This is a genomic window from Xanthomonas sp. WCS2018Noco2-27, from assembly GCF_031843525.1.
Classification (GTDB): domain Bacteria; phylum Pseudomonadota; class Gammaproteobacteria; order Xanthomonadales; family Xanthomonadaceae; genus Xanthomonas.
In genome coordinates this window covers 134868-147944 of the sequence record NZ_JAVTIK010000007.1, presented here as the reverse complement: position 1 = coordinate 147944, position 13077 = coordinate 134868, and the positions used below count along the sequence as shown (strand labels likewise).

The window sequence follows — 13077 nt, the reverse complement described above, 5'->3', positions numbered from 1 at the left end:
CGAGATCGGAATCAGGGGGATGTCTGCAGATACGTGGCCATTTGTCCGTACCAACCAATTGCCTGGCTTTCTCTTCGCGGCCAAGTGTCGTCACGAGTGGTTGGATAAGGCGGGCCTGGCTTGGGTGGATAAGCGAGTTTTGCGCTGACGTAAGCGCCTTCCTCGATAGTCTGCGGCGCCAACGGCTGGTGGACACCGAGGTAGTGGGTCAGTTGCGATCGATCGATGCGTTGCACCGAGGCGATCTCCCAGTCGCACACCGCACTTGCGTTCGGTCGATTGGCGCCGACTCGCGACCTGATCGCCCGATTGATGACATCCACGATGCCATCGAGTGCAGCCGTGCTCTTGAAACGCACCAGCTGGAAAGCGTTCCCACCTGGATCCTTCAGTTCGATGTCGAGATCCCGCAAAAAGTCGGCGGGATTTTCAATAGCGAAGCCGGTTTCCTCGCTAAATTCGCGCCGTGCCGCGTGTTCGGGAGATTCCCCGGGATTGAGGCGGCCGCCAGGCAGTGCCCACTGGCCAGCCTGGTTCACGATTGCCAACGGTTTTTGCCGTGCCCATTCCCGCATGTCGCGTGCGAGCGTGTCGGCCTCCACGCATGCAGCGTTCCATTGCAGAGGATCGCTGCCGGCGCCTCTGATTTTCAATTCCAGCGATTCGCCTGTCTTTGTACGAGACGAGCTCGGTCCGAATTTCACCCTGAGCAAGTGGCCGGCGCCCTCCATGGCCTTGTCGGTGACTGCATCGCAACTTGGACTGTCGGTGCAGGCATTCTGGTATGCAAGACCGAGTGCCTGCGCTGCGCCGATGTAGGCTGCATCTTTCTCCCGCAGGCCGTTGGCGGCTAGCCACGCCCCTCGCAGGCAGTTTCGAGCACTGTCCCAGTCGACATCTGGAAAGGGTGGGCTGACACCGGCTGCATTCGCAGTGATCTTGCACAACAGCGCAACCGCTTCCACCGCCAACACCGGTGCGGACTGATCCCCCCACCAGTTGTTGAAATAGCGTTTGCGTGCGATCAGATAGGTGCCCGCTTCATCCCACAACGCGGCATAGACCTGCATGGCCTCAGCCTCCGTTCGATGGCGATCCTGCGGCCGGCTGCGATGCCGCTACTGTCGCCGCCATCGCCTGCTCGGCCTGCTGCTGCGCGGCGGCAACGGCAGCTGTTGCGGCTTCATCGGCCTGCTGCAATGCCTGACGGGATGCATAAACCGCCTGCTCGTTGTCGGTGACGGCGGCGGTTGCGGCCTGCATCGCCGCCTGTACGGCCCTCTCGCTGGCGGCTATTGCCTGTTCGACCTGAGCTTGTGCGGCCTGCAACGCGGCATCGATTGCCGATGGCTCAGGCGGTTGCGCAGTACTCGCGGTTGGCGCTGCAGCGGTCGTGGCTGCTGGGGTCGGAAGGGTGTCGTCGGACATGTCGGTGTCTCCTGAAGTGGAAGCGGGTTGGAGCGGGGCAACGGCATCGCTTCGCGGGTGCTGTATCGGTACCGGCAGCGATGCAGTATCGGGCGGGCGCTGCGCTGCAGGTGCGCGCAGCATCTCGCCCAGTGCGTGTTCGGCCTGCGTCATGCCCTGGCGTGCGGCAGCCAGGGCCGCGGCGCGTCCTGCGTGCACCGCGTTGCGGACTGCGTCGGCGGCGCTGATCGTCGGCGGGGCCTGGTCTGTTGCCGCGGGAAGCGACGTTGGTGCGTTCACTCCGGCTCCTCTGCATCCTGGGGCACGCTCGCACTCATACTCGCACCCGCACTCGCCGGTGCCGCCCCGAAATCGCGGAGCGAGATGATGCCGTTGTTGACCTGTAGCAACGCAGCCAGAGTGTCGTTCTGCATGGCGAACACGCAGCTGTTGCCATCCTGGCCCAGCACGCCATGGCTGGGCCGGTTGGCCGCCAGGAATGCCTGTGCAGACTGCAGATAGAGGCGGATTGCATCGCTCGCTGCCTGGTTGTCGCCTTCGCCTTGGTAGCGGGTGTGTTGGACGATCTGCTGGGCGGCCAGCGATAACCGCGCGAAACCGATCTGGCGACCGCGCGCCAGCCATTCGGCAACACTCATTGCGACCTCGTTGGGCGAGGGCAGCCCCTGCACTTGTGGGCAATCCAGGGCAGCGAACAGCAGCGGCAGCAGTGTCTGCAGTGCCGAGGACGCCGCAAGCGCGCGCTCGTCCTCAGTGGCGAGCGTAGCGGTGCAGGCCAGATAGAAGCGGTAGTAATCGCAAAATTCCAGCGGTGTGCGCGCCTGCTCGATGGCGAATGCGGCGGCCTCCTGTTGCAGCGCAGGCGTCACGTTGGCTGGCGGCGCTTCGGCGGCCAGTTGGCGCAGCGCCAGGCTTTCCTGCAGGTCCAGCGACTGGAACACTCCGGCGCCATCGACCTTCAACTGCGTCAGAAGGCTACGGCCTGCGGCCAGGTCGCTTGCGGTAAACAAGGCGTTGTCGTGAAAAATACGCTGCAGCTGCGCCTTGACCACCGAACCGGTATCGCCGGATTCTGCCTGTGCGAGCGTGCCCAGGTCGGCCGAACTCAAGGTCATCAGCTTGACCGGGCTGACCTTCAGCGCCAGCTGCGGAAGCAAGGTCAGGCGCGAGCCATGCAGACCTTGCTGCACCTCGTCGAGCAAGCTGGTCTCGTCGGGGAAGTCATAGCGCGCCCCAGGCGACTGGATCGCCCAGTCCAGCCATTGCGTGCCTCCATCAATAAAGGCCATGGCCTGCCTGCCCAGTGACGACAACATTCTTGGCATCGAGATCAGGCGGCCTGCGATCGAAACGGACATTGCATGACTCCTTGTGGATTCAACCAGCGGGGAAATTCTTCAGCACCAGCCCTGCCGCCGAACCGATCCTGGCGAAGTCGTCGGTGGCGCCTTGCATCAGTGCCTGCGCCTGGACGAGCGCGACAACATATTTGTCGTCGCCGGTAGCCAGGTACTGCGCCATCGCCACGCCGACCGCGGTAGTCGCGATGGTCGAGACATTGCGCAGCGCATCGGTGGCGTCCTGTACTGCGATGGCAGTCGATTGCGCCACCGATTGATAGGCTTTGCCGGCTCCGCTTGTCAGTACGACCTGCGGGCTCATGGTCGCAAGCTGCACCTGGTTGATGACGTCGATGACCTGCGCATTGACCTTTGTCGGTTCCATCTTGGTTCCCATGGAAGGATCGGCCGCCTTTCAATGAGGCCTGGTGATAGGGGGGCAACACGCCATGTCCGTAGACGGTCTACGACTGAGGAGGTGGCGCAGGTGCAGGTGCAGAGCTAGATGTAGATGAAGGTGCAACAGGAGCAACAGGTGCAGATGCACGAACAGCTGCGGGAGTGACAACAACTGCAGTTGCGGGTGCAGCAGCAGAAGCATCAGAAGTGGCAGCATGATCTGAGCCGGCGCCGGGGGCGGGAGGACTGGTGGGCAGAGGGGGCGGCACGCTCAGTGCATGCACTTGCATCAGGTCGGCGGTTGCGGTCGCCGCGTTTGCCGACGCACCCTGCGCCTGCGTTTTCAGCACATCGACAGCCACCTTGGCTTCTGCAGCGGCGGCGGCGATCAGCGCTGCCGGTGGAGGCGGCATCGGCGGCGGCCCAGGCAAGGGCGCGACTGTCGGTGCAGGGCCGGGTGGTGCGGGTGGCAACGGCGCTGGAACCGGGAACGGTGCCGAAATCATCTTGGCGCAGGCCGCGGTGATCGCTGCGGCATTGATCATGCCGGCGCCCTGCTGTCGGTTGACCGCGTTGTGCATCGCCATGCCCAGCGTCTCCAGCATCACGGCATCGAGCATGCCGAGCGCCTGCGCAGGTGCCTGACCGGTGGTCAGCGTCACGATGCTGCTGACGGCGTCGACGATCTGGCTGTTCACGGTACTGTCGTCGATCATGACGAAGTCGCTCCCTTCTGGATGATTAAGGCAAGAATCTGGGTGAGGGCGGCATCGGCAAGCACCTGTCCGCGTTGCTGGTTGGCGACGGCGTTTTCCATCGCCAGTGCGATCGAATCCGCTAGCGCCAGATACGTCGCGCCCATTGCAAAAGCCGGGGCCTGCCCGATGGTCAGCGCCGCGCCCGTGGCGGCAGTGCCGACCAGGCTGGCCACGCTTGCGGCACGTGCGCTGGGCTGCATGACCGTGCGCTGGCGTTTGCGTGCTAGGCCAACAACGGCCTGCGCTGGGCAACGCTGACCGATGCCGTGAACAGGACGCTGGTCTGTGGCTCGTGTTTGCACGCGTACTGCAAGGCCACGCCGTTGTGTACGCGTTCGAGGAGTGCGAAATTGCCGTACGGCACGTCGATCACGCTGTCGGACTGCTGGCGGTACACCAAGGGCTCAACGCCGGGAATCACCGGCAGGATGCCGTCGAACTCGACGTTCATTACCGCTTTTTGGTGCGGTGCGAACGTCGCCACGATGGTGCGGCCTCTGATCAGTCTCACGACCACGTCCAGTGTGTTGGACGTGGGGACATGATGTAGTTGCAACATGATGCGTCCTTTCTCGATGCGTCCAGGGGGTAGGTCAGAGCGGCAATGGCGGTGCAGACCGGGCGCCGCTCTTGTGGCAGCAGCGGCGCCCGGTTGCCGCTTACCGAAGCCCGGCGCTCAGGATTTCCCGGGTGGCGACGCCATCGGACGCGGTGTCGATCGCATACAGGGTGGACACACCCTGGGTCGTCGATGCCTGCATCGTCACGTAGGACTGCTGCTGGTTGTTGGTGGCGTTGTGGGCGGCGTTGGACAGCGCCTGGCTGGTGGCGACGAACAGATTACCCATTGCGATCGCCGGCGCATCGCCGAGGACCTTGGTGTTGACCTGGGAAACCGAATCGGTGATCTGGCTGTTGACGGCAGTCGGAAAGGCCATGGTGATAGCTCCTTGAGGTAGTGAAAGAATGAAGACGTTGCGGCGTTAGCGGTTAGCCGAGCATCTTCTTGGTGGCGGCACCCGTGGCGCCGGTATCGAGCGAATACAACAGCGAAACGCCCATCGTGGTGGCTGCTTGTGCGGTGATGTACATCTGCTGTTGCGCGAGCGTTGCGTTGTGGGCTGCGTTTGCCAGCGCCTGCGCGGTGGCCTGGTACAGATTGCCCATGGCTGCGGCAGGGGAACTTCCCAGTACCTGCAGGTTGGCCTGGGTGACCGAGTCGGTAATCTGGTCGTTGACGGCGGTGGGAAATGCCATGCGCGGATGTCCTTGGCGTCAGCCTGGCGATTAAACGCTCAGGATCTGCTTGGTGGTCACACCGGTGGTGGCGGTGTCGATGGAGTACAGCGTCGCCACACCCATCGTGGTGGCCGACTGCGCGGTGACATAGCTCTGCTGCTGCGCATTGGTCGCGTTATGGGCGGCATTGGCCAGCGCTTGCGCAGTTGCCTGATAGAGATTGCCCATGGCGATTGCGGGCGCGTCGCCCAGGACCTTGGTATTGACCTGGGTAACGGAATCGGTGATCTGGTTATTGACTGCGGTCGGAAATGCCATTTCGTGCTCCTTATGTGCCAGAGATCAATGCGATTAACTCAGCCCAGGCCCTTCACGCCGGTGCTCAGGATCTGCTTGGTCGCCATCCCGGTGGTGGCGGTATCGATGGAGTAGAGCGTGGCGACCCCCATCGTGGTGGCCGACTGCGCCGTGACGTAGCTTTGCTGCTGCGCGTTGGTCGCGTTGTGCGCGGCGTTTGCCAACGCTTGTGCGGTGGCCTGATACAGATTGCCCATGGCGATGGCCGGGGCATCGCCCAGCACCTTGGTGTTGGCTTGTGTGACGGAGTCGGTGATCTGGTCGTTGACGGCGGTTGGAAATGCCATGTGTCTCTCCTTGGAATGTGACGACGGTTGGAATGCTTGAAAAGCGCGACGGTGTCGAGGTTTGCCAGGTCGTTGGCCTGTCGAGAGAATGTGCAGTTCCACCGCATCACCGTGTCGCCACAATAGAGCGCCATCGATCGAAGAAATTGGGGTTAACGATGGCAATATCGGGGTTAACGACGTGAATGCTGTTCTGCTTTAGCGTTGTATCCGACTTAATACCGGTTTTATCGAATCTTGCAGCGCGTTCAGCGGTAAACCGCGATGCGGTTTGCACTAATTCCCTGTAGAACCGACGGGAGCGCCGCAGTTGGCAATCGCGGTGATCTTTGAATGTTTTCCGCTTGACGGCTCTGCGTGTGCCAAGCGCCAAAGGTTGTGCGCGCGATCGCGTTTCCGATGTGTGCCGGACGATCAGATGCGTATCGATCGATGGCTGCGGCTGAGTCTGCTGACGAGCGCGCTGCCTGATCGCCACGCCATGATTTGGGTTGGGACATCGACGCATCGAATGTGGGCGGTGCGACGCTACTGACGCGCAGGGTGTGCGTCGGTGGGCGTTGCCAGGCGCAAGCGCATGAGCCTGTAATCGGCCCGGTTTGCGGGGACGATTGCAGATAGCCGTCCGTCGGTGCGGTGCGCGCGTTGTACGCGGACGCTGGCCTGGGTGGCGCGGTCTTACGCGGTGCGCTGCGTCGCGTGGATGACATCAACGCAGACGGTGTGCGCGAGCACAGATCGCTGCCATCAGTTGGCTGTAGGAGATGGACGGGAGCGCACTGCAGTAGGTGGCGATTGCTGCGCGTAGCAAGCGTGTCTCGCGGTGCGCGGTACGCTGCGTCGCGTGGATGACATCAACGCAGGTGGCGTGCGCGAGCACAGAGCGCTGCCATCAGTTGGCTGTAGGAGATGGACGGGAGCGCACTGCAGTAGGTGGCGGCTCCTGCGAGCAGCATGCGTGTCTCGCCGTCGGCGCAAAGAGCGGTGATCACGCTCTGCCTCAGTGTGTGGCTTGGTAAATCAAGGGATTTTCGGCTTTTCTGTGCAGCAAGGTATGTGTGCTGGTAAGCGCCATCAGTCGCTGCGCGGACCAGATGCTTGCGTACAACCGAGCGGTGATCGACAGCGAATATCGGCGCTGTCGATCACAGATAGCATCAGCGCTTGCTCAGGCTCTGCACCGCTTCCACCAGCACGCCGACGTGATCCGGATTCATGTCCGGCGACATGCCGTGACCGAGGTTGAACACGTGGCCCTCGCGCGAGCCGCCATTGCCTTGGGCGTAGCTATCCAGGGTCTTGCCGACTTCGCTGCGGATCGCCTCGGGCGAGCCGTACAGCGTGGCCGGGTCCAGGTTGCCTTGCAGGGCGACGCGGCCGCCGGCGCGCTGGGCGGCGTCGGCCAGCGAGATGGTCCAGTCCACACCCACCGCTTCGGCACCGCTGGCGGCCAGGTCGGCCACGTAGGCGCCGTTGCCTTTGCCGAACAGCACCAGCGGAGTGCGCTCGGCGCCGTCGCCGCGTTCGAGTTCGCGCGCGATGCGGGTGAGGTAGGGCAGCGAAAATTCGCGGTACATCGCCGGCGACAGCACGCCACCCCAGGTGTCGAACACCTGCAGCGCCTGCGCACCGGCCGCACGTTGTGCAGACAGGTACGCAATCACCGCATCGGTCACCGTGCTGAGCAGGTGGTGCAGCACGTCCGGGGCATTGAAGGCCATTGCCTTGATGCGCGCATATTCCTTGCTGCCGCCGCCTTCGATCATGTAGCAGGCCAGCGTCCACGGGCTGCCGGAAAAGCCGATCAGCGGTACCGCGCCATCCAGTTCGCGGCGGATCAGGCGCACCGCGTCCATCACGTAGCGCAGCTCGGTTTCCATGTCTGGCACACCCAGGCGATGGATGGCGGCGGCATCGCGCACCGGGTGACGGAACTTGGGGCCTTCGCCTTCGACGAAGTACAGCTCCAGGCCCATCGCATCGGGGATGGTCAGGATGTCGGAGAACAGGATCGCCGCGTCCAGCGGAAACCGCTGCAGCGGCTGCAAGGTCACTTCGCAGGCGATGTCCGGGTTCTTGGCCATGCCCAGGAAGCTGCCGGCGCGCGCGCGGGTGGCGCGGTATTCCGGTAAGTAGCGGCCGGCCTGGCGCATCAACCACACGGGGGTGCGGTCCACGGGCTGACGGTTGAGGGCGCGCAGCAGGCGATCGTTCTTGAGCATGGGAGATGTGTCCTCAGCGCGGCGCGTCGGCGCCGCCGGTGATGAGTTGGAAGCCGCGTTTGAGTTGGGTATCGCGGGCCTTTTCGAACGCCCGGTCGGCCTCGTCCTGCAGCAGGTACTGGTCGCGTCGCAGTTGCGTGCGCCCACCGATCTGGCCGCTCTCGCGCAGCAGTTCCCAGCCACCGAACAGGTCCGGTTGCAGGGTCAGCTGGACGTAGCGGAGCGGCTCGTTGCCGCCGGAATCGTGTTGCAGGAGGATGCGCATGCGGCCGATTGTAGCCGGGCAGTGCTGAAGGCTGGGGGGCAGTGGGCGCGCCGTGCTGCTCCGCTTGCGAACGTCCAACGCGGGCAGTGGGGCGGAAATCGGTGCCGTGGATGCCTGACCGCGCGCAGTGGCCGCCGCAATCACCTTGGTGGCTGATGCGCTGTGCTGCGGTTGTCTGTACCTAGAAGCGCCCCCGGGCGCGACGGGGATTTATCGGTGAGGCCCATCGCGCCCAAGGGCGCTCCTACAAGGCAACGGTATCCAAGCGCAGCAGTGGCGCGCTGTCAGATGCGTCCGCCTCGTGGCCGGCGATCAGTTACGTGGTTGAAAAAGGCGTCAGGCCGGACGGTGCGCGGTTGATCAGTGCACCGGCGTTTCGCAGGAGTGCCGCTGGGGTTTTATCGAGAAGACCCATCGCGCGCAGGCACGCTCCTACCAATGCAGTGTCTTCGCGCTGTCAGATCAGTGGGCGTCGGGGCCGGCGTTCGACGGCGGTATTGCGTGGCCGTCTAGCAGTCCGTGCTTGTCTTTGCTGGCAAACCTCGATCTCAATCCAGCCAACCCCAGCTTCAATTAGCCGACGCAACCTCAACCTGCCAACGCCACCCCAACCAGCCAACGCAACCTCAACCAGCCAACGCACCCTCAACCAGCCAACGCAACCTCAACCAGCCAACGCAACCTCAATCGGCCAACGCAACCTCAACCGGCAAGACAACCTCACCCCGCCAGAATCCGCAGCACCGCCGCCTCGTCCACATCGGGCACCACTTCGGCCTTGCCGATGCCGCGCCACAGCACCAGGCGCAGCCGGCCGGCGACATTCTTTTTGTCCAGGCGCATGCGCCCCAGCAGGGCCTCGGGCGACAGGCCGGGCGGGATCTCGGTGGGCAGGTCGAACTCCTGCAGCAGGGTGCGCAGCGCCTCGGTGTCCTGTGCGTCGCTCATGCCCAGCGCAGCCGACAGGCGCGCGGCCAGCACCATGCCGACCGCGACCGCTTCGCCATGATTGAGGTTGTCGTTGCCGGGCGCGCCGTAGCCTTGCTCGGTTTCGATGGCGTGGCCAAAGGTGTGGCCCAGGTTGAGCAGGGCCCGCTCGCCCTTTTCCAGCGGGTCGCGCGCCACGATCTCGGCCTTGTGTTCGCAGCTGCGGGCGATGGCCTGTGCCAGCGCTGCCGCATCGCTGTCGAGCAAGGCGCGGCGTTCGGCGTGCAGCCACTGGAAAAACAGCGGGTCGCGGATGGCGCCGTATTTGATCACTTCGGCCAGGCCGGCGCGCAGTTCGCGGGCGGGCAGGGTGTGCAGGGTGTCGGTGTCGGCGATCACCGCGCGTGGCGGATGGAAGGCGCCGACCAGGTTCTTGCCCTGCGGGATATCCACCGCGGTCTTGCCGCCGACCGACGAATCCACCATCGCCAGCAGGCTGGTGGGCAGCTGCACGCAGTCCACGCCGCGCATCCAGCAGGCGGCGGCGAAGCCGGCCAGGTCGCCGACCACGCCGCCGCCGAGCGCGAACACGCAGGCATCGCGAGTGGCGCCCAGTTCGGCCAGCGCGGTGATGGCGGCGCCGAAGTTGTCCAGCGTCTTGGAGGCTTCGCCGGCGGCGATCACCAGCTCGCCCAGTTGCAGGTCCGGGCGCGCCTGCAGCAGCGCGCTGCGCACGCCGGCCGCGTAGTGCGGCGCCACCTGCGTGTCGCTGAGCAACAGCACGTGGCGGCCGCGCACATGGCTGGCCAGGCGCGCGCCGTCGGCCAGCAGGCCGGGAGCAATGGTGATGGTGTACGGCTGCGCACCGTCGACATCGACGCTGCGCGAGGAACGGGGAAGTGTCATGCGGGGGTACTCGACATGCGCCATTGCGCAGCCAGGCGCAGCACCAGCTGCGCGGTGGCCTCGGCGGGGGAGAAGTGATCGGTTTCCAGGGTGAGGTCGGCGACCTCCTGATACAGCGGGGTGCGATGTGCGGCCATCGCGTGCAGCACCTGCTCGCGGTCGGCGCGCTGCAGCAGCGGGCGATTGCGGTCGCGCGCCAGCCGGGTGAGTTGCGCCGGCACGCTCACGTGCAGATAGACCACAAACCCGCGCTCACGAATCCGCGCGCGGTTGAGCGGATCCAGCACCGCGCCACCACCGGTGGAAATGAGTTTGTTGTCCTGTTGCAACAGCGCCTGCAAGGTCTCGGTTTCATGCTGCCGAAAGCGCGCTTCGCCATGCTGTTCGAAGATGGCGGGGATGCTGCTGCCCACGTGTTCGACAATGGCCTGATCCACATCCACAAACTCCAGCCCGAAGCGCTCGGCCAGGCGGCGGCCGATGCAGCTTTTTCCGGCGCCCATCGGGCCGATCATCACGAGATTGGGTGCGGGGTTCATGCGCAGGGATCGTAGCATTCTGCACGCGCGGACCGGGCCGCCCGATGCGCGCTAATACCAGTGCGTCCTGCGCACGCCGATACCAGTGCGTCCTGCGCACGGCCGGTGCCTGCCGCAGCAACCGCGTGCCGATGGCAATGCCAACTGCGCAGGCGGCGACAGCCAGCCCATGCGACAAGCGCGTGCGATGCGCCCACAATGGGCGCTTCTCCTGCTGCCACCTACCGTCATGCCCGATCTGTACGCAGAAGCGCTTGCCACCTTTACCGCGCTGTATGCCGAGGCGCAGAACAGCGCCGAGCTGGAAGCCAGCGCAATGACCGTGGCCACCGCCAACGTGGATGGGCGGCCGAGCGCGCGCACCGTGCTGCTCAAGGCCTTCGACACGCGCGGATTCGTGTTCTACACGCATCTGGACAGCGCAAAAGGCCGCGATTTGCAGACCCATCCGCAGGCGGCGCTGCTGTTCTTGTGGCGCAGCTTGCGCGAGGCTGGCATCCAGGTGCGTATCGAAGGCGGCGTGCAGCTGGTGAGCGCGGACGAATCGGACGCGTATTTCGCCTCGCGCCCGCGCATGAGCCAGATCGGCGCGTGGGCCTCGTTGCAATCGCAAACGCTGGGCTCGCGCGAGGAGTTCGATGCGGCGATCGCCAAGGTCGAAGCCACCTTCGAAGGCCGTGAGGTGCCACGTCCGGACGGCTGGGGCGGCTTCCGGGTGGTGCCGCAGGCGTTCGAGTTCTGGTACGGCGCCAAGTTCCGCTTGCATGAGCGCTGGCGCTATGAGGCCGATGCGGCCAGCCGGTGGACCAAGCGGATGCTGTACCCGTAAGTCCGGCCATCTGCGGCGCGCTCGCGGGCGAGCCGCTGGCGCACGGTGCGGCATTGGCGCTGCGACGCCTGCCAAAGAGAGGGCGCATCCGGTCGGTGCCACGCACAGCGGCCTTGGCATGCAGGCGCGCGACGCCTGGCGCCCGGCCTCTGCCGCCCTGTCCGGACGCCTCGCTGCCCTGGGCAGACCGGGACCCGGCCGTGCTGCGCATCCGCCCAAGCCGCGGCACTGGATGCGGCATAACCGGTGCCAAACGGCACGTTCTGCCGGTCGCGAACAGTCTGTAGTATGTCCGCCCATCGCTTGACCATCGTTTCCAAAGGACAGGACATCGTATGACGCAGTACACCACTGTCGAATTGCACGGCCTGCTGGCCGAGCGCTACCGCGACCAGCCGATCGAGGTCGAGTTGATCGACGGGCTGGAACCGGCCATCAACCTCATCCTGGCCGACCACGGCGACATGCAGATCCAGGTTGCCGCCTCCGGCTCGCAGGTGTTCGTTTCCACATTGCTGGCCAATGCCGACCAGGTCAGCGACCGCGTAGCCTTCAACGACGCCTGCCTGCGGCTCAATCCGCTCAATCCCTTGTCCAACCTGGGCCTGGTCCAGGTCGATGGCAAGGATGCCTATGTGGTCTTCGGCGAGCTGTCGGCGTCGTCCACGCTCGACCAGATCGACGAGGAAATCCAGACCCTGGCGGCCAATACGCTGGATGCCGCCGAATCTCTCAAGCCGTTCTTTTCCTAAAGGCGTGTTGTCATGAGTATTTTTTCCAAACTGATCACGCTGCTGCGTGGCACCGCACATGAAACCGGCCAGAAAGCGGTCGACGCCAATGCGTTGCGCATCCTGGACCAGGAAATGCGCGATGCCGGCGCCCAGCTCACGCGCTCGCGTGAAGAGCTGACCAAGCTGATGGCGCAGAGCAAGCTGGCGCAGCAGAAGATCGACGCGCGTGGCGGCAAGATGGCCGAGTACACGCGTTACATCGAAGGCGCGCTGGCCAAGAACGACGAAGCACTGGCGCATGACGTGGCGGTCAAACTGGCCGCGCTGGAAAGCGAAGACGCTGGCGACAAGGCGTCCAAGACATCGCTGGACCAATCGGTGGTGACGCTCAAGGCCACCATCCAGAAGACCGAAAACCAGCTGCGCGGCATGCGCCAGCAGATCGACACCGTCAAGGCCACCGATGCGGTGCAGAAGGCGCAGGCCGCCATCGCTGCGCGGCATTCCGGTGCCAGCAGCAAGATGGGCTCGGCACTGGAATCGCTTGAACGCATCAAGGCGCGCCAGGCCGAAACCTCCGCACGCATCGAATCGGCCGAAGAGCTCGAATCGTCCACCGGCGATGGCGATCTGAATCGGCGTCTGGCCGCAGCTGGCCTGATGGAAGGCGAATCCAATGCGGCCGCGGTGCTGGCACGCTTCAAGAAGCCGGCCGCCCAGCTCGGCCACGACACCGCCAGCGGGACCGCGCCGTTGATCGGTCAGGTGCGCGACGTGCAGCAGGTTCCCCGCAGCGACAGCTGACTTAGAACAGCTAATAAAACGACTGTGCTCACCGCCAGGCGGG

18 protein-coding genes are annotated in these 13077 nt (G+C 64.6%); 3 read left to right on the top strand and 15 right to left on the bottom strand.

The window, feature by feature from the left end; translation table 11 throughout:
• Positions 1-11: 11 nt before the first annotated feature.
• The 15 genes from RQH86_RS13665 to RQH86_RS13595 all read right to left on the bottom strand — a co-directional run bounded on the left by RQH86_RS13665 (position 12) and on the right by RQH86_RS13595 (position 10667).
• Positions 12-1070, bottom strand: a complete 1059-nt coding sequence (locus RQH86_RS13665) for an NUDIX domain-containing protein (protein ID WP_311238705.1) — start codon at positions 1068-1070, stop codon at positions 12-14.
• Between the two features lie 4 nt (positions 1071-1074).
• Entirely contained in the window at positions 1075-1428 is a 354-nt protein-coding gene (locus RQH86_RS13660; RefSeq protein ID WP_311238706.1) for a hypothetical protein, read from the bottom strand.
• 275 nt (positions 1429-1703) lie between these two features.
• Complete coding sequence (locus RQH86_RS13655) at positions 1704-2786, bottom strand: hypothetical protein (protein WP_311238707.1); 1083 nt, start codon at positions 2784-2786, stop codon at positions 1704-1706.
• A 19-nt stretch (positions 2787-2805) separates the two neighbouring features.
• Positions 2806-3153: a hypothetical protein gene (locus tag RQH86_RS13650; RefSeq protein ID WP_055850379.1), complete on the bottom strand. Its 348-nt coding sequence runs from the start codon at positions 3151-3153 to the stop codon at positions 2806-2808.
• Between the two features lie 79 nt (positions 3154-3232).
• Positions 3233-3883 (bottom strand): RebB family R body protein, encoded by a 651-nt coding sequence (locus tag RQH86_RS13645; protein ID WP_311238708.1) that lies wholly within the window; start codon positions 3881-3883, stop codon positions 3233-3235.
• Positions 3880-4098 (bottom strand): RebB family R body protein, encoded by a 219-nt coding sequence (locus tag RQH86_RS13640; RefSeq protein WP_228324248.1) that lies wholly within the window; start codon positions 4096-4098, stop codon positions 3880-3882. Before RQH86_RS13640 ends, RQH86_RS13645 begins: the two co-directional genes overlap by 4 nt.
• 50 nt (positions 4099-4148) lie before the next feature.
• On the bottom strand, positions 4149-4436 hold the full coding sequence (locus tag RQH86_RS13635; protein WP_238155975.1) for a hypothetical protein: 288 nt from the start codon (positions 4434-4436) through the stop codon (positions 4149-4151).
• Between the two features lie 148 nt (positions 4437-4584).
• Positions 4585-4863, bottom strand: a complete 279-nt coding sequence (locus RQH86_RS13630) for a RebB family R body protein (RefSeq protein WP_104614476.1) — start codon at positions 4861-4863, stop codon at positions 4585-4587.
• A gap of 52 nt (positions 4864-4915) precedes the next feature.
• Positions 4916-5182: a RebB family R body protein gene (locus RQH86_RS13625; protein WP_055849430.1), complete on the bottom strand. Its 267-nt coding sequence runs from the start codon at positions 5180-5182 to the stop codon at positions 4916-4918.
• Between the two features lie 30 nt (positions 5183-5212).
• On the bottom strand, positions 5213-5482 hold the full coding sequence (locus RQH86_RS13620) for a RebB family R body protein (protein ID WP_115528595.1): 270 nt from the start codon (positions 5480-5482) through the stop codon (positions 5213-5215).
• A gap of 38 nt (positions 5483-5520) precedes the next feature.
• The gene (locus tag RQH86_RS13615; protein ID WP_055849437.1) at positions 5521-5808 is read right to left on the bottom strand and encodes a RebB family R body protein; all 288 of its coding nucleotides are present in this window, start codon (positions 5806-5808) and stop codon (positions 5521-5523) included.
• A 1157-nt stretch (positions 5809-6965) separates the two neighbouring features.
• The gene (gene hemE, locus RQH86_RS13610; RefSeq protein WP_055849442.1) at positions 6966-8030 is read right to left on the bottom strand and encodes a uroporphyrinogen decarboxylase; all 1065 of its coding nucleotides are present in this window, start codon (positions 8028-8030) and stop codon (positions 6966-6968) included.
• A gap of 13 nt (positions 8031-8043) precedes the next feature.
• Complete coding sequence (locus RQH86_RS13605) at positions 8044-8295, bottom strand: WGR domain-containing protein (protein ID WP_039414382.1); 252 nt, start codon at positions 8293-8295, stop codon at positions 8044-8046.
• 720 nt (positions 8296-9015) lie between these two features.
• Entirely contained in the window at positions 9016-10128 is a 1113-nt protein-coding gene (gene aroB, locus RQH86_RS13600; protein ID WP_115554298.1) for a 3-dehydroquinate synthase, read from the bottom strand.
• Positions 10125-10667, bottom strand: a complete 543-nt coding sequence (locus tag RQH86_RS13595; RefSeq protein WP_055850381.1) for a shikimate kinase — start codon at positions 10665-10667, stop codon at positions 10125-10127. Before RQH86_RS13595 ends, aroB begins: the two co-directional genes overlap by 4 nt.
• A gap of 229 nt (positions 10668-10896) precedes the next feature.
• Here RQH86_RS13595 and pdxH point away from each other — a divergent pair, with 229 nt between their 5' ends.
• From pdxH to RQH86_RS13580, 3 genes are all read left to right on the top strand, one after another.
• On the top strand, positions 10897-11496 hold the full coding sequence (gene pdxH, locus RQH86_RS13590; RefSeq protein ID WP_055849447.1) for a pyridoxamine 5'-phosphate oxidase: 600 nt from the start codon (positions 10897-10899) through the stop codon (positions 11494-11496).
• A 335-nt stretch (positions 11497-11831) separates the two neighbouring features.
• Entirely contained in the window at positions 11832-12248 is a 417-nt protein-coding gene (locus tag RQH86_RS13585) for a YjfI family protein (RefSeq protein ID WP_311240641.1), read from the top strand.
• Between the two features lie 12 nt (positions 12249-12260).
• Entirely contained in the window at positions 12261-13034 is a 774-nt protein-coding gene (locus RQH86_RS13580) for a PspA/IM30 family protein (RefSeq protein ID WP_115513536.1), read from the top strand.
• The last annotated feature ends 43 nt before the right edge of the window (positions 13035-13077 follow it).